Source organism: Variovorax sp. GW460-12-1-14-LB1 (assembly GCF_059423605.1).
The window spans coordinates 45,569-65,676 of the sequence record NZ_JBWKYF010000009.1; the positions used below are offsets into that span (position 1 = coordinate 45,569).

Annotated in this window: 18 protein-coding genes; 10 read left to right on the forward strand and 8 right to left on the reverse strand. The window is 66.9% G+C overall.

Going from position 1 to position 20,108, the window contains the following annotated elements:
* The first annotated feature begins 92 nt into the window (after positions 1 to 92).
* From carA to AC07Y4_RS06950, 5 genes are all read left to right on the forward strand, one after another.
* The gene (gene carA, locus AC07Y4_RS06930) at positions 93 to 1,277 is read left to right on the forward strand and encodes a glutamine-hydrolyzing carbamoyl-phosphate synthase small subunit (protein ID WP_062471578.1); all 1,185 of its coding nucleotides are present in this window, start codon (positions 93 to 95) and stop codon (positions 1,275 to 1,277) included.
* Positions 1,270 to 4,518, forward strand: coding sequence for a carbamoyl-phosphate synthase large subunit (gene carB / locus AC07Y4_RS06935; RefSeq protein WP_487847043.1), 3,249 nt, complete (start codon positions 1,270 to 1,272; stop codon positions 4,516 to 4,518). The genes carA and carB overlap by 8 nt, the downstream gene beginning before the upstream one ends.
* A gap of 12 nt (positions 4,519 to 4,530) precedes the next feature.
* Positions 4,531 to 5,400: a Kdo hydroxylase KdoO gene (gene kdoO, locus AC07Y4_RS06940; RefSeq protein ID WP_487847042.1), complete on the forward strand. Its 870-nt coding sequence runs from the start codon at positions 4,531 to 4,533 to the stop codon at positions 5,398 to 5,400.
* Between the two features lie 66 nt (positions 5,401 to 5,466).
* Positions 5,467 to 5,943 carry a transcription elongation factor GreA gene (gene greA, locus AC07Y4_RS06945; protein ID WP_056518766.1) on the forward strand — a complete coding sequence of 159 codons (477 nt, stop codon included), beginning with the start codon at positions 5,467 to 5,469 and terminating at the stop codon, positions 5,941 to 5,943.
* A gap of 5 nt (positions 5,944 to 5,948) precedes the next feature.
* A complete protein-coding gene (locus AC07Y4_RS06950; protein WP_487847041.1) occupies positions 5,949 to 6,371 on the forward strand; it encodes a DUF4149 domain-containing protein in 423 nt (140 codons plus the stop codon).
* Positions 6,372 to 6,408: 37 nt separating this feature from the next.
* Here the strand turns inward: AC07Y4_RS06950 and AC07Y4_RS06955 are convergent, their stop codons facing one another.
* Together AC07Y4_RS06955 and AC07Y4_RS06960 are read right to left on the reverse strand one after the other, a co-directional pair.
* On the reverse strand, positions 6,409 to 7,167 hold the full coding sequence (locus tag AC07Y4_RS06955) for a glycosyltransferase (protein ID WP_070060536.1): 759 nt from the start codon (positions 7,165 to 7,167) through the stop codon (positions 6,409 to 6,411).
* Between the two features lie 2 nt (positions 7,168 to 7,169).
* A complete protein-coding gene (locus tag AC07Y4_RS06960; RefSeq protein ID WP_062471564.1) occupies positions 7,170 to 7,649 on the reverse strand; it encodes a YhbY family RNA-binding protein in 480 nt (159 codons plus the stop codon).
* Positions 7,650 to 7,682: 33 nt separating this feature from the next.
* Here AC07Y4_RS06960 and AC07Y4_RS06965 point away from each other — a divergent pair, with 33 nt between their 5' ends.
* The 5 genes from AC07Y4_RS06965 to AC07Y4_RS06985 all read left to right on the forward strand — a co-directional run bounded on the left by AC07Y4_RS06965 (position 7,683) and on the right by AC07Y4_RS06985 (position 13,187).
* Entirely contained in the window at positions 7,683 to 8,351 is a 669-nt protein-coding gene (locus AC07Y4_RS06965) for an RlmE family RNA methyltransferase (protein ID WP_095947720.1), read from the forward strand.
* Between the two features lie 166 nt (positions 8,352 to 8,517).
* Entirely contained in the window at positions 8,518 to 10,434 is a 1,917-nt protein-coding gene (ftsH, locus tag AC07Y4_RS06970; protein ID WP_062471558.1) for an ATP-dependent zinc metalloprotease FtsH, read from the forward strand.
* A gap of 115 nt (positions 10,435 to 10,549) precedes the next feature.
* Positions 10,550 to 11,362: a dihydropteroate synthase gene (gene folP, locus AC07Y4_RS06975; RefSeq protein ID WP_369632697.1), complete on the forward strand. Its 813-nt coding sequence runs from the start codon at positions 10,550 to 10,552 to the stop codon at positions 11,360 to 11,362.
* Positions 11,359 to 12,696: a phosphoglucosamine mutase gene (glmM, locus tag AC07Y4_RS06980; RefSeq protein WP_487847040.1), complete on the forward strand. Its 1,338-nt coding sequence runs from the start codon at positions 11,359 to 11,361 to the stop codon at positions 12,694 to 12,696. Before folP ends, glmM begins: the two co-directional genes overlap by 4 nt.
* A complete protein-coding gene (locus AC07Y4_RS06985) occupies positions 12,693 to 13,187 on the forward strand; it encodes a GNAT family N-acetyltransferase (protein ID WP_487847039.1) in 495 nt (164 codons plus the stop codon). Before glmM ends, AC07Y4_RS06985 begins: the two co-directional genes overlap by 4 nt.
* Before the next feature lie 103 nt (positions 13,188 to 13,290).
* Here the strand turns inward: AC07Y4_RS06985 and AC07Y4_RS06990 are convergent, their stop codons facing one another.
* The 6 genes from AC07Y4_RS06990 to AC07Y4_RS07015 all read right to left on the reverse strand — a co-directional run bounded on the left by AC07Y4_RS06990 (position 13,291) and on the right by AC07Y4_RS07015 (position 20,105).
* Positions 13,291 to 14,568: an acyl-CoA dehydrogenase family protein gene (locus tag AC07Y4_RS06990; RefSeq protein ID WP_139706559.1), complete on the reverse strand. Its 1,278-nt coding sequence runs from the start codon at positions 14,566 to 14,568 to the stop codon at positions 13,291 to 13,293.
* Between the two features lie 34 nt (positions 14,569 to 14,602).
* Positions 14,603 to 15,709, reverse strand: coding sequence for a phosphotransferase (locus AC07Y4_RS06995; RefSeq protein ID WP_487847038.1), 1,107 nt, complete (start codon positions 15,707 to 15,709; stop codon positions 14,603 to 14,605).
* A gap of 10 nt (positions 15,710 to 15,719) precedes the next feature.
* Positions 15,720 to 16,439: a Crp/Fnr family transcriptional regulator gene (locus AC07Y4_RS07000; RefSeq protein ID WP_056581250.1), complete on the reverse strand. Its 720-nt coding sequence runs from the start codon at positions 16,437 to 16,439 to the stop codon at positions 15,720 to 15,722.
* Between the two features lie 60 nt (positions 16,440 to 16,499).
* Positions 16,500 to 17,279, reverse strand: coding sequence for an oxepin-CoA hydrolase, alternative type (locus AC07Y4_RS07005; RefSeq protein WP_070060542.1), 780 nt, complete (start codon positions 17,277 to 17,279; stop codon positions 16,500 to 16,502).
* Between the two features lie 11 nt (positions 17,280 to 17,290).
* A complete protein-coding gene (locus AC07Y4_RS07010; protein ID WP_487847037.1) occupies positions 17,291 to 18,811 on the reverse strand; it encodes a 3-hydroxyacyl-CoA dehydrogenase in 1,521 nt (506 codons plus the stop codon).
* A gap of 133 nt (positions 18,812 to 18,944) precedes the next feature.
* On the reverse strand, positions 18,945 to 20,105 hold the full coding sequence (locus tag AC07Y4_RS07015; RefSeq protein ID WP_159277084.1) for an MFS transporter: 1,161 nt from the start codon (positions 20,103 to 20,105) through the stop codon (positions 18,945 to 18,947).
* Between the last annotated feature and the right edge of the window lie 3 nt (positions 20,106 to 20,108).

The window sequence follows — 20,108 nt, forward strand, 5'->3', positions numbered from 1 at the left end:
CCGGCCGCCTTCAACGCCAAAATCCCCTTAAGCAGCAGTCCGCAGGCAACGCGCCTGGGGCTCCGGGCGACCGTAACCATCCGGAGAACCCAGTGCTTTTGTCTCTCAAGGGAAGTTTCCCGCCCGCCATCCTGGCGCTCGCAGACGGCACGGTCTTTCTCGGCAACTCGATCGGAGCCGCCGGCTCCACGACCGGTGAAGTGGTGTTCAACACCGCCATGACCGGTTACCAGGAAATCCTCACCGACCCCAGCTACTGCCAGCAGATCGTCACCCTGACGTATCCGCACATCGGCAACTATGGCGTCAACGGCGAGGACATCGAAGCCGACAAGATCCATGCCGCGGGCCTGATCATCAAGGACCTGCCCCTCGTCGCTTCCAACTTCCGCAAGACCGCCACGCTGACCGAGTACCTCGTGTCCGGCAACACGGTGGCTATTGCGAACATCGACACCCGCAAGCTCACGCGCCACCTGCGCACCCACGGCGCGCAGAACGGCTGCATCCTGGGCCTGGCCGCGGGCGAGACCGTGACGCAGGCGCTGATCGACAAGGCCATCGCCGCAGCCAAGGCCGCGCCCAGCATGGCTGGCCTCGACCTGGCCAAGGTGGTGTCGGTCAAGCAGACCTACGAATGGACCGAGACCGAGTGGAAGCTCGGCGCGGGCTACGGCGTGCAGATCACGCCGCAGTTCCACGTGGTCGCGTTCGACTACGGCGTCAAGAAGAACATCCTGCGCATGATCGCGCAGCGCGGCGCGCGCATCACCGTGGTGCCGGCGCAGACGCCCGCGGCCGACGTGCTCAAGCTCAAGCCCGACGGCATCTTCCTGGCCAACGGCCCCGGCGACCCGCAGCCCTGCGACTACGCCATCAGCGCCGTCAAGGAACTGATCGAAACCGGCATTCCCACCTTCGGCATCTGCCTGGGCCACCAGATCATGGCGCTCGCCTCGGGCGCCAAGACCTTCAAGATGAAGTTCGGCCACCACGGCGCGAACCATCCGGTGAAGGACCTGGACAACGGCCGCGTGAGCATCACCAGCCAGAACCACGGCTTCGCGGTCGACGAGAAGTCGCTGCCGGCCAACCTGCGTCCCACCCACATCAGCCTGTTCGACAACACGCTGCAGGGCCTGGCGCGCACCGACAAGCCCGCGTTCTGCTTCCAGGGCCACCCGGAAGCTTCGCCGGGCCCGCACGACATCGGCTACCTGTTCGATCGCTTCACGGCACTCATGGAAAAGCACAAGACGGAGCACAAGAATGCCTAAGCGCACCGACCTCAAATCGATCCTCATCATCGGCGCCGGCCCGATCATCATCGGCCAGGCTTGCGAGTTCGACTACTCCGGCGTTCAAGCCTGCAAGGCGCTGCGCGAAGAGGGCTACAAGGTCATCCTGATCAACAGCAACCCCGCGACGATCATGACCGACCCGGCCACGGCCGACGTCACCTACATCGAGCCCATCACCTGGCAGACGGTTGAAAAAATCATCGCCAAGGAACGCCCCGACGCGATCCTGCCGACCATGGGCGGCCAGACCGCGCTGAACTGCGCGCTCGATCTGTGGCGCAACGGCGTGCTCGACAAGTACACCGGCACGGCCACGAACCGCCCGATCGAGCTGATCGGCGCCACGCCCGAAGCCATCGACAAGGCCGAAGACCGCCTGAAGTTCAAGGACGCGATGACCAAGATCGGCCTGGGCTCGGCGCGTTCGGGCATCGCCCACACGCTCGACGAGGCGTGGGCCGTGCAGAAGACGGTCGGCTTCCCGGTCGTCATCCGCCCCAGCTTCACGCTGGGCGGCACCGGCGGCGGCATCGCCTACAACCCGGAAGAATTCGAGACCATCTGCAAGCGCGGCATCGAAGCCTCGCCCACCAACGAGCTGCTGATCGAAGAATCGCTGCTCGGCTGGAAAGAGTACGAGATGGAGGTCGTGCGCGACAAGGCTGACAACTGCATCATCGTCTGCTCCATCGAAAACCTCGACCCGATGGGCGTGCACACCGGCGACTCGATCACCGTGGCACCCGCGCAGACGCTCTCCGACAAGGAATACCAGATCCTGCGCAATGCCTCGCTGGCCGTGCTGCGCGAGATCGGCGTCGATACGGGCGGTTCGAACGTGCAGTTCTCCATCAACCCGAAAGACGGCCGCATGGTCGTCATCGAGATGAACCCGCGCGTCTCGCGTTCGTCGGCGCTGGCCTCCAAGGCCACGGGCTTCCCGATCGCCAAGGTCGCGGCCAAGCTGGCCGTGGGCTACACGCTCGACGAGCTGCGCAACGAAATCACCGGCGGCGCCACGCCCGCGTCGTTCGAACCGTCGATCGACTACGTGGTCACCAAGATCCCGCGTTTCGCTTTCGAAAAATTCCCGCAGGCCGACTCGCGCCTCACGACGCAGATGAAGTCGGTGGGCGAGGTGATGGCCATGGGTCGCACCTTCCAGGAATCGTTCCAGAAGGCCCTGCGCGGCCTCGAAGTGGGCGTCGATGGCTTGAACGAGAAGACGCAGGACCGCGAAGTGCTCGAAAAGGAACTGGGCGAGCCCGGTCCCGAACGCATCTGGTACGTGGGCGATGCCTTCGCCATGGGCCTGAGCGTCGATGAAGTGTTCGCGCTGACCAAGATCGACCCGTGGTTCCTGGTGCAGATCGAAGAGATCGTGAAGATCGAGCTCGAGCTGGAAACCAAGTCGCTGGACGACATCGACAAGGACACGCTGCTCGCGCTCAAGAAGAAGGGCTTTTCCGATCGCCGCCTGGCCAAGCAGCTCAAGACCACCGACACGGCCATCCGCGAGAAGCGTCGCGCCCTGGGCGTGCGTCCGGTCTACAAGCGAGTGGACACCTGTGCGGCCGAGTTCGCGACCAACACGGCCTACATGTACTCGACCTACGAGGACGAGTGCGAAGCCGACCCGACGGACAAGAAGAAGATCATGGTGCTCGGCGGCGGTCCCAACCGCATCGGCCAGGGCATCGAGTTCGACTACTGCTGCGTGCACGCCGCGCTCGCGATGCGCGAGGACGGCTACGAGACCATCATGGTCAACTGCAATCCCGAGACCGTGTCGACCGACTACGACACCTCCGACCGCCTGTACTTCGAGCCGCTCACGCTCGAAGACGTGCTGGAGATCGTCGACAAGGAAAAGCCGCTCGGCGTGATCGTGCAGTACGGCGGCCAGACGCCGTTGAAGCTCGCGCTCGACCTCGAGGCCAATGGCGTGCCGATCATCGGCACCTCGCCCGACATGATCGATGCGGCCGAAGACCGTGAGCGCTTCCAGAAGCTGCTGCACGAGTTGGGCCTGCGCCAGCCGCCGAACGCCACCGCGCGCACCGAACCCGAAGCGCTCGAAAAGGCTGCGGCCCTGGGCTACCCGCTGGTGGTGCGTCCGAGCTACGTGCTCGGCGGCCGTGCGATGGAAATCGTGCACGAGCAGCGCGACCTCGAGCGCTACATGCGCGAGGCCGTGAAGGTCAGCAACGACTCGCCGGTGCTGCTCGACCGTTTCCTGAACGACGCCGTCGAGTGCGACGTCGACTGCATCCGCGATGCCGAAGGCGGCACGCTGATCGGCGGCGTGATGGAGCACATCGAGCAAGCTGGTGTGCACTCGGGCGACTCGGCTTGCTCGCTGCCGCCCTACAGCCTGAACGCCGACACGGTGGCCGAGCTGAAGCGCCAGAGCGCCGCCATGGCCAAGGCGCTGAACGTGGTCGGCCTGATGAACGTGCAGTTCGCCATCCAGCAGAAGGACGGCAAGGACGTCATCTACGTGCTCGAAGTGAACCCGCGTGCGTCGCGCACCGTGCCTTACGTGAGCAAGGCCACGGGCATCCAGCTGGCCAAGGTGGCGGCACGCTGCATGGCCGGCCAGTCGCTCGCGTCGCAGGGCGTGACCAAGGAAGTGACGCCGCCGTACTTCAGCGTGAAGGAAGCCGTGTTCCCGTTCGTCAAGTTCCCGGGCGTGGACACCATCCTCGGCCCTGAGATGAAGTCGACCGGCGAAGTCATGGGCGTGGGCAAGACCTTCGGCGAAGCCTTCGTGAAGTCGCAGCTGGGCGCGGGTACGCTGTTGCCCAAGACGGGCAAGGCCTTCATCTCGGTGAAGAACAACGACAAGGCGCGCGCCGTCGAAGTGGCGCGCGGCCTGGCCAAGCTGGGCTTCGAACTGGTCGCCACCAAGGGCACCGCCGCGGCCATCAGCGCCGCCGGCATCGCCTGCGAGACGGTCAACAAGGTGACCGAAGGCCGCCCGCACATCGTGGACATGATCAAGAACAACGAGATTGCCTTGGTCATCAACACGGTGGAAGAGCGCCGCAACGCGATCACCGACTCGCGCCAGATCCGCACCTCGGCACTGCTGGCACGCGTGACCACCTTCACCACGATCTTCGGCGCCGAAGCCGCGGTCGAAGGCATGGGCTTCATGGACGAGCTGGGCGTGATCTCGGTGCAGGAGATGCACGCGCAGCTGGCCGCTGCCTGACCGGGCACCGCCATGGAAACGCAGCTGGTCGAACTGGACCTCGCGGACTGGAATGCAGCCACGCCCAACGAGGCGTGGATCGCGGAACTGGAAGCCGGCAAGGTGCTGTACTTCCCGCGGCTGGGCTTCGAGCTGATGCCTGAAGAGCGCAGCCTGCTGACGCCCAGCCTGCTGTCGCCCGACGTGCGCAACATCAGCCTCGACGCCCATGGCAAGCTCAAGGGCGCCGTCGGTGACGAGGCGGTGCAGCGCGCCACGGCGGCGATGGTGAAGCGTTTTCGCACGCAGGCGCAGCAGCTCATCCATGGGCTGCTGCCGCACTACACGCCGGCCTTGCGCCTGGCACCGACCAGCTACCGGCCGGCCCAGGTCGAGACGCGCGTGCAGTCGTGGCGCGCCGACGACCGGCGCCTGCACGTCGATGCATTCCCGTCGCGGCCCAATTACGGCGAGCGCATCCTGCGCGTGTTCACCAACGTCAATCCCGACGGCGCACCCCGCGTGTGGCGGGTGGGCGAGCCTTTCGAGGACATCGCCAAGCGCTTCCTGCCGCGGGCCAAGCCCTATGCGCGCTGGCAGGCCAAGCTGCTGCAGGCGCTGCACGTCACCAAGTCGTTCCGCAGCGAGTACGACCACCTGATGCTGCAGCTGCACGACGGCATGAAGTCGGACATGGCGTACCAGGAAAACTCGCCGCAGGAAACGGCGAAATTCCCGCCGGGTTCGGTGTGGGTGTGCTTCTCGGACCAGACCTCGCACGCCGTGATGGCAGGCCAGTACATGCTCGAGCAGACCCTTCATCTGGCCGCATCGAAGCAATACAATCCCGAATCGAGCCCGCTCGCCATCCTGAGCCGGCTGACCGGACGCACACTCGTCTGATCAATTCCCTCAATCGACCGCCGAACGGCAGCGTTCGGCGGTTTCGCTTTATGGAGAACCAACAACATGGCCACCATTCCGATCACCAAGCGCGGCGCTGAAAAACTGCGTGCCGAACTGCACCAGCTCAAGACGGTCGACCGTCCCTGGGTCATCAACGCCATTTCCGAGGCACGCGCTCAGGGCGACCTGAGCGAAAACGCCGAATACGAAGTCGCCAAGGACCGCCAGGGCTTCATCGAAGGCCGCATCCAGGAAGTCGAAGGCAAGCTCTCGGCCGCGCAGATCATCGACCCGAGCGAGCTCGATGCCGGTGGCAAGGTGGTGTTCGGCTCGACCGTCGAGCTCGAGGAAGAAGAGTCGGGCGATGCCGTCAAGTACCAGATCGTGGGCGAAGACGAAGCCGACCTGAAGCTCGGCCTCATCAACATCTCCAGCCCGATCGCACGCGCGCTGATCGGCAAGGAAGAGGGCGACACGGCCGAAGTGCAGGCGCCGGGTGGCCTCAAGCGCTACGAGATCGTGGCGGTCCGCTACCTCTGAGTCGGATGAAAGACCGCATCGCGCTGATGCTGGCGGCCCTCTGGTGGGGCAGTCTCAGCACCATCGGTTTCCTGGTGGTGCCGATGCTCTTCGCCCGGCTCGGCAACCCGGCGGTGGCGGGCAATTTCGCGGCCCAGCTGTTCGAGGCGCAAAGCTGGATCGCCATCGGCTGCGGGCTGATCCTGCTGATCCATTTCCGCCAGAAGGCCGACGATGGCATGACCCAACCGGTGTTGACGGCCATCTTCCTGGTGCTGGCGGCGCTGCTGCTGGCGCTGTTGCAGCAGTACGCCGTGGCGCCGCGCATCGTGGCGCGCGACAACCTCAAGCTGTGGCACGCCGTGGGCACGGGCATGTATTTCGTTCAGTGGGTGTGCGCCGGCACGTTGCTGTGGCGCATGGGTGCCGCCGCTCGGGCGCCACGCTGAACCGGGGCGGCGACACGCATCGCCGCCGCCTCCGGCTTTACTCTTTCCAGTGCTTGGCGACCCAGCTCGCCGGCCGGATGTAGCGGAAGGCGCGGTTGCGCCGTCCCGCCAGCGCATCGGGCGGGTTGCACTCGCCGTGGAACACCATCACGCGGGCGCCTTCGGGCACGAAGGGCTCTTCCCAGTAGTTGGTCGGCCAGGTCGGGATGCCGTGGTACTTGAAGCTCGGGCACCAGGCGGCCGGCCAGTAGGCCAGCTTGCCCTGCTTGTGCAGCACGTCCGACAGGTAGGCCTGCTCGTTGCGGTACTCGGCCTGCACTTTGTCCATGTTGGCGCGAAAGTACGCCAGCACGTCGGCATGGGCGCCCAGCTCGAAGCGGTAGACCGATGAATTGCCCGTGATCCGCTCGCGCCGCCAGGGGCGGGCGTAGTCGTGAATGATCAGGAACTCGCCGGGTTGTTCGAAGAAGGCGTCCAGGCTGCCGACGATCACCACGTCGACGTCCAGGAAGAGGGCGGTGCCGCGCAGGCCGTGCAGGTCCTGCTCGAAGGTCGTGAGCTTCTTCCAGGCGCCGTCGCGCTGGCCCGGGGCCAGCTGGAGGTTGAGCGGCGGAATCGGCAGGCACGTCACTTCGGGGCGGATACCGTTGCCGTCGTCGGTCAGGCAGACGAACTTGAAGTCGCCGCTGAGGTGGCGGCGCACCATGGCGTAGAGCCGGTTGACGTACTCGGGGCCGTACTTGGTGCCCCACTTCATGCAGAGGATATGGCGCTGGGCGCCTTGCGCTGCCACCAAGTTCAGTCCGCCTGGTTGCGTTTCTTGGCCGACAGCGGGCGCTTGGCCTTGGCGCGCTTGATGGTGCCGCCAGGGGTCAGGCGCTGGTTGCCGAGCACACGCAGTGTCTTGATTTCAGGGCGTTGGCCGCCGCGCTTGCTGTACTTGACGATCTTCACGTCGCGCGGGCCGGGCATGCGGTCTTCGTCGATCACACGCTCTTTTTCGGGCTTCGGGCGCCACAGCACGAGCAGCTTGCCGATGTGCTGGATCGGGGCGGCGTCGAGCTCGTCGGCGAGCTCCTGGAGCATGGCGTCACGCGCGAGGCGGTCGTCGGAGAAGACGCGCACCTTGATCAGGCCATGGGCCTTCAGGGCCGCGTCGGCCTCCTTTTTCACGGCAGGGGTGAGCCCGTCTCCACCGACCATGACGATCGGATCCAGGTGGTGAGCTTCGGCGCGGTGCACCTTGCGCTCGGCAGGGGTAAGTTGAATGGCGGGCATCCCCGTATTATCGACGCGTACACGAACACCCTCATGAGCACCAAAGCCAAAAGCAAAAAAGTCAACAAGGCGTGGCTTCACGACCACATCAACGACCCCTACGTGAAGCTCGCGACCAGAGAGGGCTACCGCGCCCGCGCGGCTTACAAGCTCAAGGAAATCGACGAGTCGCTCGGGCTGGTCAAGCCCGGCCAGCTGGTGGTCGACCTGGGCTCGACTCCCGGCGCCTGGAGCCAGTACCTGCGGCGGCGCATGTCGCCGGGCGGGGCGGCGGTCGGCGACCTCAACGGCACCATCATCTCGCTCGACCTGCTGCCGATGGAGCCCATCGAAGGCGTGACCTTCCTGCAGGGCGACTTTCGCGAGGACGCGCTGCTGGCGCAGCTCCTGGCGGTGCTGGACGGCCGCAAGGCCGACCTGGTGGTGTCCGACATGGCGCCCAACCTGTCGGGCATCCATTCGGCCGACGCTGCCCGGGTGGCGCACCTGATCGAGCTGGCCATCGACTTCGCCCAGCACCACATGAAGCCCGAAGGGGCATTGGTGGCGAAGGTATTCCACGGCAGCGGGTACGACGAATTGGTCAAGATGTTCAAGGCCAATTTCCGCGTCGTGAAGCCGCTCAAGCCCAAGGCATCGCGCGATAAATCGGCAGAGACCTTCCTCATTGGCAGGGGATTGAAGGCGCTCGATACGCATTGATACCTTGCCGTGGGGTGCCCTCCAGGGGCGCAAACCCTTGTCAGCCTATGGCTGCTATAGGGAAATGTCCGCTTTTCGCAGCTTGAAAAGCCTAAAATGGGGCGCAATTGCGTACCCTCAGCGCGTATTTCATATTCCCGTCACGCGCTTTCGACTGGAGCTTCGTTTGAACAATCAGTGGTTTTCCAAAGTTGCCGTATGGCTCGTCATTGCCATGGTGTTGTTCACTGTGTTCAAGCAGTTCGACACCCGCGGTGGCGTCGGCTCGGGAACGGTGAGCTATTCCGAGTTCCTGGACCAGGTCCGCAACAACCAGATCAAGAGCGCCATCATTCCTGAAGGCGCCGGCGGCGGCGAGATCGTCGCCGTCACCAACGACGATCGCAAGATCCGCACGACCGCCACGGTCCTCGACCGCGGCCTCGTGGGCGACCTGATCGACCACAACGTCAAGTTCGACGTCAAGCCGCGCGAAGAGGGCTCGCTCCTCATGACCCTGCTGGTCAGTTGGGGCCCGATGCTGCTGCTGATCGGCGTGTGGATCTACTTCATGCGCCAGATGCAGGGCGGCGGCAAGGGCGGGGCGTTCAGCTTCGGCAAGAGCAAGGCCCGCATGATGGACGAGAACAACAACACGGTGACTTTCGCCGACGTCGCAGGCTGCGACGAGGCCAAGGAAGAAGTCCGTGAAGTCGTCGACTTCCTCAAAGACCCGCAGCGCTTCCAGAAGCTCGGCGGCCGCATTCCGCGCGGCCTGCTGCTGGTCGGCCCTCCGGGCACCGGCAAGACGCTGCTGGCCAAGTCGATCGCCGGCGAAGCCAAGGTGCCGTTCTTCTCGATTTCGGGTTCCGACTTCGTTGAAATGTTCGTCGGCGTGGGCGCAGCCCGCGTGCGCGACATGTTCGAGAACGCCAAGAAGAACGCGCCTTGCATCATCTTCATCGACGAAATCGATGCGGTGGGTCGCCAGCGCGGCGCCGGTCTCGGCGGCGGCAACGACGAGCGCGAGCAGACCCTCAACCAGATGCTGGTCGAGATGGACGGCTTCGAAACCAACCTCGGCGTGATCGTGGTGGCTGCCACCAACCGCCCGGACATCCTGGACGCCGCACTGCTGCGTCCGGGCCGTTTCGACCGTCAGGTGTACGTCACCCTGCCCGACATCCGCGGCCGCGAACAGATCCTGGCCGTCCACATGCGCAAGGTCCCGCTGGGCCAGGACGTGAACCCGAGCGTGATCGCCCGCGGCACGCCCGGCATGTCGGGCGCCGACCTGGCCAACCTGTGCAACGAAGCCGCCCTGATGGCCGCCCGCCGCAATGCGCGCGTGGTCGAGATGCAGGACTTCGAGAAGGCCAAGGACAAGATCTTCATGGGCCCCGAGCGCAAGAGCATGGTCATGCCCGAGGAAGAGCGCCGCAACACGGCCTACCACGAGTCCGGCCACGCCCTCATCGGCAAGCTGCTGCCCAAGTGCGACCCGGTCCACAAGGTCACGATCATTCCGCGTGGCCGCGCCCTCGGCGTGACCATGAGCCTGCCGTCGCAGGACCGCTACAGCTACGACCGCGAGTACATGCTGAACCAGATCAGCATGCTGTTCGGTGGCCGCATCGCCGAAGAAGTGTTCATGCACCAGATGACCACCGGCGCCAGCAACGACTTCGAGCGCGCGACCTCCATCGCCCGCGACATGGTCACGCGCTACGGCATGACCGACGCGCTGGGCCCGATGGTCTATGCCGAGAACGAAGGCGAAGTGTTCCTGGGCCGCTCGGTCACCAAGACGACCAACATGAGCGAACAGACCATGGAAAAGGTCGACGGCGAGGTGCGCCGCATCATCGACGAGCAGTACGCCCTGGCGCGCCGCCTCATCGAAGAGAACAGCGACAAGATGCACGCCATGGCCAAGGCGCTGCTCGAATGGGAAACCATCGACAGCGAACAGCTCGACGACATCATGGCCGGCCGCGCACCGCGTCCGCCCAAGGACTGGACGCCGCGCATCCCGCCTTCGGGCAGCGGCGGCAGTGGTGGCACGCCGGCCGTCAATCCTGACCCGGCGCCGACCGCCGCTTGAGGTGGGCTTGAAATCAAGCAACAACGGGGCCCCTGGCCCCGTTTTCCATGGTGAGCCAGATGGTGCGGTTTGGCAGACCTCGCGTTTCAGGATTGACCTCGCGCAGCCGCGCGTGATGGGCATCGTCAACGTCACGCCCGATTCTTTCTCCGACGGCGGCGCGCACGCGTCGACCGAGACTGCGCTGAAGCACTGCGAGCAGTTGCTGAAGGAGGGCGCCGACATCCTCGACATCGGCGGCGAATCGACCCGCCCCGGCAGCCCCGCCGTGCCGCTGGACGCCGAGCTGGCGCGCGTGCTGCCCGTGGTGCGCGAGGCCGTGAAGCTGAACGTGCCGCTGTCGATCGACACCTACAAGCCCGAGGTGATGCGCGCCGTGCTCGACCTGGGCGCGGACATCGTCAACGACATCTGGGCGCTGCGCCAACCCGGCGCGCGCGAGGCCGTGGCGGCGCACCCGACCTGCGGCATCTGCCTGATGCACATGCACCGCGACCCGCAGACCATGCAGGCGCTGCCGATGCAGGGTGACGTGATTCCCGAGGTGCTGGCTTTCTGGGACGCGCAACTGGCGCCCCTGACGGCGCTGGGCATCGACCCTGCGCGCATCACACTCGATCCGGGCGTCGGTTTCGGCAAGAGCGTGGCGCAGAACTTCGCGCTCCTCGGTCGACAGCGGGAATTGTTGGCAACCGGTTACCCCTTGTTGCTAGGTTGGTCCCGCAAGTCCTCCATCGGGGCCGTCACCGGCATCGAGAATGCATCCGGGCGTACCGTGCCCAGCGTGGCAGCCGCCGTGCTGGCCGTGGACCGCGGTGCGGCGGTCGTGCGGGTGCACGACGTACGCGACACCGTCGCCGCCCTCGCCGTATGGCGTGCCATGCGCGCGGAAGCACCGCAAGAACACCTTCAAAGAGCAACAACATGACCCGTAAGTATTTCGGCACCGACGGCATCCGCGGCACGGTCGGCCAATCGCCCATCACCCCCGATTTCGTGCTGCGTCTCGCGCACGCCGTCGGCCGCGTGCTCAAGAAAACCCAGGCCCGTCCCACGGTGCTGATCGGCAAGGACACCCGCATCTCGGGCTACATGCTCGAGTCGGCGCTCGAGTCGGGCTTCAACTCCGCCGGCGTCGACGTGGTGCTGCTCGGCCCGTTGCCTACGCCGGGTGTGGCCTACCTCACGCGCGCCCAGCGCGCCAGCTTGGGCGTGGTGATCAGCGCCAGCCACAACGCCTTTCCCGACAACGGCATCAAGTTCTTCAGCGCGCAGGGCACCAAGCTCGACGATGCCTGGGAGCTGGCCGTCGAGGCCGCGCTCGAAGAAGAACCCGTCTGGGTCGACTCGGCCAACCTGGGCAAGGCCCGCCGCCTCAATGATGCGGATGGCCGCTACATCGAGTTCTGCAAGAGCACTTTCGCCAACGACCTGTCGCTGCGCGGCATGAAGCTGGTGGTCGATGCCGCCCACGGCGCGGCCTACCAGGTGGCGCCGAACGTGTTCCACGAACTGGGCGCGGACGTCACCAGCATCGGCTGTGCGCCCGACGGACTCAACATCAACAAGGGCTTCGGCGCCACGCATCCCGAGGCGCTGGTCGCCACGGTGACGGCGCAGAAGGCCGACTACGGCATCGCGCTGGACGGCGACGCCGACCGGCTGCAGCTGGTCGACGCCAGCGGCCGCCTGTTCAACGGCGACGAGCTGCTGTACCTGATGGTGGCCGAACGCGTCGCGCGCGGCGAGAAGCCGGCGGGCGTGGTCGGCACGCTCATGACCAACAAGGCCGTCGAGATGGCCCTGCGCGCACAGGACATCGAGTTCGTGCGCGCCAAGGTCGGCGACCGCTACGTGCTTGAAGAGCTCGACAAGCGCGGCTGGCTGCTCGGCGGCGAAGGCTCCGGCCACCTGCTGGCGCTCGACCGCCACACCACGGGCGACGGCATCGTCAGCGCGCTGCAGGTGCTGCAGGCCTGCGTGCGCAGCGGCAAGACGGTGGCGCAGCTGCTCGAAGGCGTGACGCTGTTCCCGCAGACGCTGATCAACGTGCGCCTCGCGCCCGACCAGGACTGGAAGAGCAACCAGGCGCTCGCCAGCGAAACGAAGCGCATCGAAGCCGAGCTGGGCGATGCGGGCCGCGTGCTGATCCGTGCGAGTGGCACCGAGCCGCTGGTGCGCGTGATGGTCGAGGCGCGCGATCCGAAGCAGTCGCAGTCCTGCGCCGAGCGCCTCGCGGCCACGCTCAGGCCTGTCGCATGACGACGGCGGGCCGCATCGAAACCCGCCTTGCCGACTACCGCGATCCGCTGCAAGCGGCGGCGCTGGTCGAGTTGCTCGACAGCTACGCGCGCGACCCAGCCGGCGGCGGCACGCCATTGCCCGCATCGGTGCGCGAAGGCCTGCCCGCCGCGTTGGCGGCGCGTCCGCAGGCGTTCAGCGTGCTGGCTTTCGACGGCGACACGCCCGTGGGCCTGATCAACTGCATCGAGGGTTTCTCGACCTTCGCCTGCCAGCCGTTGGTCAATGTGCACGACGTGGTCGTGCGCGCCAGCCACCGTGGCCAGCGCGTGGCACAGCAGATGTTTGCGCAGGTCGAGCAGGAAGCCCGGCGGCGCGGCGCCTGCAAGCTCACGCTCGAGGTGCTGTCGGGCAACGCCCCCGCGCTGCGCAGCTACCAGCGCGAAGGCTTCGTCAGCTACCAGCTCGACCCGGAATTCGGCCACGCCGTCTTCCTGCAGAAGAAGCTCTGACCGAATGCGGTAAATAAAAATGCCGCCGACGCGCAAGGCGTAGGCGGCATGGCCAGATTGGAAAGAGAAGGGCGCGGCGATCGCGCCCTTTCTTTTGTCTGGATCAGAAGCGCGTGACAGGCGCGTCGGCGGTGGCACCCGACTTGTCGGCGGCGTACTTGCCCAGCTCCCACTTGGCGATCGCGTTGCGGTGCACTTCGTCCGGACCGTCGGCAAAGCGCAGCGTGCGCGCCTGTGCGTAGGCCGAGGCCAGCGGGAAGTCGTCGCACATGCCGCCGCCGCCGTGGACCTGCATGGCCCAGTCGATGACCTGGCAGGCCATGGTGGGTGCCACGACCTTGATCATCGCGATCTCGGTGCGTGCGACCTTGTTGCCGGCCACGTCCATCAGCCAGGCGGCCTTCAGCGTGAGCAGGCGGGCCATGTCGATCTTGCAGCGCGCTTCGGCGATGCGTTCCTGCGTGACGGTCTGCGAGGCGACGGTCTTGCCGAAGGCCACGCGCGACGAGGCGCGCTTGCACATCAGCTCGAGCGCGCGTTCGGCCAGGCCGATCAGGCGCATGCAGTGGTGGATGCGTCCGGGGCCAAGGCGGCCTTGGGCGATCTCGAAGCCGCGGCCTTCGCCCAGCAGGATGTTGCCGACGGGCACGCGCACGTTCTCGAAATACATCTCGACGTGGCCGTGCGGCGCGTCGTCGTAGCCCATCACGTTCAGGGGGCGCACGATGCGGATGCCCTTGGTGTCGGCGGGCACGATGACCATGCTCTGCTGCGAGTGCTTGGGCGCTTCGGGATCGGTCTTGCCCATGGTGACGAACACGGCGCAGCGCGGATCGGCGGCACCGGAGATCCACCACTTGTGGCCGTTGATGACGTACTCGTCGCCCTGGCGCTCGATGCGCGTGGCGATGTTGGTGGCATCGCTGGAAGCGACGTCGGGTTCGGTCATGGCGAAGGCCGAGCGGATCTGGCCTTCGAGCAGCGGCTTGAGCCAGCGCGCCTTGATCTCTTCCGAGCCGTAGCGGGCGATGGTTTCCATGTTGCCGGTGTCGGGCGCCGAGCAGTTGAAGGCTTCGGAGGCCCATGGCACCCGGCCCATGATCTCGGCCAGCGGGGCGTACTCCTGGTTGGTCAGGCCGGCACCCTCATAGCCCGAGGCCGAGGCGCTGTCGACCGGCAGGAACAGGTTCCACAGGCCTTGTGCCTTGGCCTTGGCCTTGAGCTTCTCGACGGTCTGCAGGGCGCTCCAGCGCTTGCCGGCGACCGTGTTGGCGGCCAGTTCGGCGCTGTACTCGGCTTCGGCCGGGTAGATGTGGTCTTCCATGAAGGCGAGAACGCGCTTCTGAAGCTCCTTGGTTTTGGCCGAATATTCGAAATCCATGCTGTCTCCTGGTGGGGTTAAGGGGGAGGGCTGGCTATGCCTTTTGGGCAAATTGCCAGGCCATCTCGGCCATCGGCCGTGCGCCTCGGGCGGACGCCACGGCTTGCTCGCTCGATGCAGTACCGGCTTCGACGCGTTTCGCAATGCCCTGCAGGATGGCGGCCATGCGAAACAGGTTGTAGGCCTGGTAGAAATTCCAGTCGGGCGCCAGCGCCTCGGGCGTGCTGACGCGCGTGCGCTCGCAATAGCGGGCGATGTATTCGCTCTCGGTGGGAATGCCCAGCGCCGCCACGTCCACGCCGCCGATGCCGCGGCCGGTGGTGGGGGGCATGTGCCACGACATGCAGTGGTAGCTGAAGTCGGCCAGCGGGTGGCCCAGCGTGGAGAGCTCCCAGTCGAGCACCGCGATGATGCGCGGTTCGGTGGCGTGGAACATCACGTTGTCCAGGCGGTAGTCGCCATGCACGATGGAGACCTTGCTCTCGTCGCGTGCGCTCGCCGGCATGTGGGCGGGCAGCCAGTCGATCAGGCGCTCCATGGCCTCGATGGGCTGCGACAGTTCGCCGGCGCCATCGGCCGAGGCCTTGTACTGCTTGCTCCAGCGGCCGATCTGGCGCTCGAAGTAGTTGCCGGGCTTGCCGTAGTCGCCCAGGCCGCGGGCGGCGAAGTCGACCGTGTGCAGCGCCGCGATGACGCGGTTCATTTCGTCGTAGTAGGCCGCGCGTTCGGCGTTGCTGAAGCCGGGCAGCGACTGGTCCCACAGCACGCGGCCCTGCATGAACTCCATGATGTAGAAGGCGCGGCCGATGATGGCCTCGTCTTCGCACAGGCAGTGCATGCGCGGCACGGGCACGTCGGTGCCCTGCAGGCCGCGCATCACCTTGTATTCGCGCTCGACCGCATGGGCCGAGGGCAGCAGCCTGGCGACCGGACCGGGCTTGGCGCGCATCACGTAGCTCTGCGTGGGCGTGACCAGCTTGTAGGTCGGGTTGGACTGCCCGCCCTTGAACATCTCGACCGTCAGCGGACCCTGGAAGCCCTCGAGGTTCTTTTCGAGCCAGGCCGCGAGCGCGTCCACGTCGAAGGTGTGCTGTTGGGACACCGCGCGGGTGCCGATGAAACTGGAGAAGTCCTGGCTCATGTCGATTCTTTTAGTTGTCTGCTACGGAGATTTGCATCAGCGCCGAGCGGTCCAGCACGACCAGTCCGGCCGGCTCGATCCGAATGGTGCCCTCGCGCTCCATCGTCTTGAGTTCCTGGTTGACCCGCTGGCGCGAGGCGCCGAGCAGCTGCGCGAGTTCTTCCTGCGCCAGTTGCAGGCCGATGCGCGTCTGGCTGCCGTCGTCCAGGCTGGGCACGCCGTAGCTGCGCACCAGATGAATGAGTTGCTTGGCCAGGCGTGCGCGCAAGGGCAGGGTGTTGAGGTCTTCCACCAGCCCGAACAGCGTGCGGATGCGGCGCGCCTGCAGCCGCATCAGCGCTTCGTACAGCTCGACGTGCGTGGCCAGGATCTTCTGGAAGTCGGCCCGCGCCACGCACAGCACGGTGGTGTCGCCGTGCGAGTACGTGTCGTGCGTGCGCCGTTCCCCGTCGAACATCGCCACGTCGCCGAACCAGATGCCCGGTTCGACGTAGGTCAGCGTCACCTGCTTGCCCGACACCGCGGTCGAGCTCACGCGCAACGCCCCCTTGGCACAGGCGATCCAGTGCTCGGGCGGGTCGCCGCGCGCGGCGAGCAGGTCGCCGTCCTTGTAGCGTTTGACAAAGGCGCATCGGAGGATGTCGTGCCGTAGCGATGGAGATAGGGAAGAAAACCAGCGACCACTGTTGATCGCTTCACGTTCTTCGATGGTAAGAATGGGGTCGTCCATGGTCTGTCCTCTCGGCGACTGAAAAGCTGTGGGGTGTCTCAAGAGCGACGCCGTCAGGCGTCACTCGTAGCGTGGCGGTGTCTTGTCGAGGAACGCGGCGATGCCGATGCCCGCGTTCGCGTGGTGCAGATTGCGCACGAAATGATCGCGCTCCTGCGATAGCTGCGACGCCAGTGTGGCGCCGCGCGCGTCGCTCAGCAGCTCCTTGATGCTGGCCAGCGAGTTCGGCGCGCGCGCGTTCAGGCGCGTGGCCAGGGCCATCGCGCCGGCCAGCGCCTGTCCGCTGTCGGTGAGCTCATTGACGAGGCCGAAGGCATGCAGGCGCGCGGCCTCGATGCGCTCGCCGTTCATGAGCCATTCGCTCGCCAGCTGGCGCGGCAGCGCCTGCCCGAGGTGCCAGCTGAGGCCGCCGTCGGGCGAGAGCGCCACGTTGCTGTACGAGGCCGCAAACACGGCGTCGCGCGCGGCCACGACGAAGTCGCAGGCCAGTGCGAGCGAGAAGCCGGCGCCGGCCGCCGCACCCTCGACGGCCGCGATCACTGGCTTGGGGAAGGTGCGGATCGAGTCGATCCAGTTGTGCAGGCCCTCGATGCTCTCGGCCTGCACCGAGCGGTCGAGCTGGCGGTTGGCCAGCAGCCGCTGCAGCGAGCCGCCGGCGCAGAACCAGGCGCCTTCGCCCACGATGACGACGCTGCGGATCTCGTCGCTGCTCTCGGCGCCGTTCAGCGCCTCGATGCCGGCGGCATAGATCTCGGGGCCCAGTGCATTGCGCTGGGTCGGGTTGACGATGGTCAGCACCATGGTGCTGCCTTCGCTGGTGCTCTTGAGTTCGGCGGTCATGGTGTGCGTGCTTATTCTTCTTCGTGCAGCAGGCTCAGGCCCAGCGCGCCGCGGCGGCGCAGCCACGGGCTCGGGCGATAGCGCGGGTCGCCATACACGGTCTGCAGGTTGAACAGCACTTCGAGCATGTTGGTCGGCCCGTAGAGGTTGCCCATGGCGAGCGGGCCGCGCGGGTAGCCCAGGCCCAGCTGCACGGCGGTCTCGAGGTCGGCCGGCGTGCACACGCGCTGCTGGCACATGTCGGCGGCGATGTTGACGATGGCGCCGATCACGCGCTGCGTGACGAAGCCACCGCTGTCGCGGATGACGCTCACGGCCTTGCCGTCGCGCGCGAAGAGGGCGTGCGCGGCGTCGCGCACGTCGCGGCGCGTGGCCGGGTTGGTGGCGAGCACGCGGCGCTTGGTGGCGGCGTCGTCGATCAGCATGTCGATGCCGACAGTGCGCGTGGCGTCCAGCCGCTCGACCGCCGCGACCGTCGTCACGTCGAAGCCCAGCGGCGCGACCAGGATGATCGACTGCGGTGCGGGGGCGCTGCCGCTGTCGATCTGCGCACCCAGCGTGTTCACCAGGCGCAGCAGCTCGGCGCGGCGCGCGGCGCGCGGCGACACCCAGACCGCGGGCGTGCCTTCGATCACCGGCGCCGGCGCCTCGGGCGTTTGCTGCATCACGCCGTCTTCATAGCGGTAGAAGCCTTCGCCCGTCTTGCGGCCGAGTGCGCCGGCGGCCAGGCGCTGCGCGGTGATCACGCTCGGGCGGAAGCGCGGCTCTTCGAAGTACTGGTGGTAGATCGACTCCATCACCGGGTGCGACACGTCGAGCGCCGTCAGGTCGAGCAGCTCGAACGGGCCGAGGCGAAAACCCGCCTGGTCCTTCAGGATGCGGTCGATGGTGGCGAAGTCGGCCACGCCTTCGCCGACGATGCGCAGTGCCTCGGTGCCGTAGCCGCGGCCCGCGTGGTTGACGATGAAGCCGGGCGTGTCTTGCGCCTGCACGGCGCTGTGGCCCATCTGTGTGGCGTAGCCGGCCAGTTTCTGGCAGACCTCGGGCGAGGTCTTGAAGCCCGCCACCACCTCGACCACCTTCATGAGCGGCACGGGGTTGAAGAAGTGGAAGCCCGCGAAGCGCGCGGGGTGCTGCAGGCCCGCCGCGATGGCCGTGACCGACAGCGACGAGGTGTTGGTGACCAGCGTGGCGGTGGGCGCGACCACGTCCTCGAGCTCGCGAAACAGCGTGCGCTTGACCTCGAGGTTCTCGACCACGGCCTCGACCACGAGGTCGCAGCCGGCGAGCGCCTGCATGCCGTCGACCGCCTTCACGCGCGCCGCGTAGGCGTCGCGCGTGGGGGCGTCGATCTTGCCCTTCTCGTGCAGCTTGTTCCATTGGGCGGCGAGGGCTTCGCGGCCGCGCTCGGCGGCACCGGCGAAGCTGTCGAGCAGCAGCACTTCGCTGCCGGCCTGGGCGGCGATCTGCGCGATGCCGCGCCCCATGGCGCCGGCGCCGATCACGCCGATTCGGGGGTAGTTCACTGTCATGGGATCAAGGTTCTCATGGGTTGGTGGGTGTCCGGGGCGGCCGCGTCGGCGCGGGTGCGCGACACGGACGAAAGCTCCGATTTTGCAATCTCGCGGGAGACCCGCGCCCCGGGTGTTACGCGGGGCATCGGATTCAGGCCGGGCGGCGGCTGCGGTCGATGGCGATGCTCAGGCCCATGGCCAGCAGCATCAGTGCAAAACCGACCCGGCTCATCCACTCGGTGGCGTCGTTCGCCAGCAGCCAGCCGCCCAGCGCCGCGCCCAGGGCCTGGCCGATGTAGATGCCCGAACTGTTGAGCGCCACCGAGCCCGGCGCCAGGGCGGGCGCCAGCCCCACGAGGCGCGCCTGCTGCGAGGAGTTGGTGGCAAAGCAGCCCAGGCCCCAGGGCACGAGCACCACCGCGAGCCACGCCAGCGTGCTGGCCAGCGGCCACAGCAGCAGGCTCAGCGCGATCAGCCCGGTCGTCAGCAGCACCATGCGCCCGGCGCCGACGCGGTCGATGTAGCGACTCACCACCATGTTGCCCAGCAGGCCGAAGGCGCCGAACAGCGCCCACATCAGGCTCAGCGTGTTGGCATCGGCGCCGAAGCCCTGCTTGAGCAGCGGGCCGAAATAGCTGAACAGCACGAACTGGCCGACGCCCTGCAGCGCCGTGACCGACACGATGCCCATCAGCACCGGGCTGCGCAGCACCCGCGACCAGGCAGCGGCTGTGAGCGCGGCGGGCCGGATGCCGCTGGGCAGCGTGAGCCAGACCGAGGCGGCGCTCACGACGCTGAGCGCCGCGATGGCCATGAAGGCCATGCGCCAGCCCAGGTGGCCGCCGATCAGCGCGCCGATCGGCAGGCCCAGCACCGAGGCCACCGACCAGCCGAGAAAGACGAAGGTGACGGCGCGCCCGCGCTGCTCGGGCGGCACCAGCATGCCGGCGCAGGCCGCGGCCTGGGGCGTGAAGATGGCGGGCGCGATCACCGTCAGCATGCGCACCGGCAGCAGCGCGCCGAAGCTGGGCACGAGCGCCGCAACCACGTGCCACGCGGCGTACCAGAGCAGGGTGAGGGCGAGCAGCTTGCGGCGGTCCCAGCCGGCGACCGCGGCGGCCAGCAGCGGGGCGCCCAGGCACATCACGAAGGCGGCCGCGCTGATCAGCTGGCCTGCGGTGGCGACCTTGATGGCCAAGGAGGCGCTGATCTCATTGAGGGTGCCCGGCACGACCATCACGCCCGTGCCGATCACGAAATTGCCGGCCAGCAGCGCCCAGAGCGCGCCTCGCTGCGGCGCGGGCCGGCTCATGCG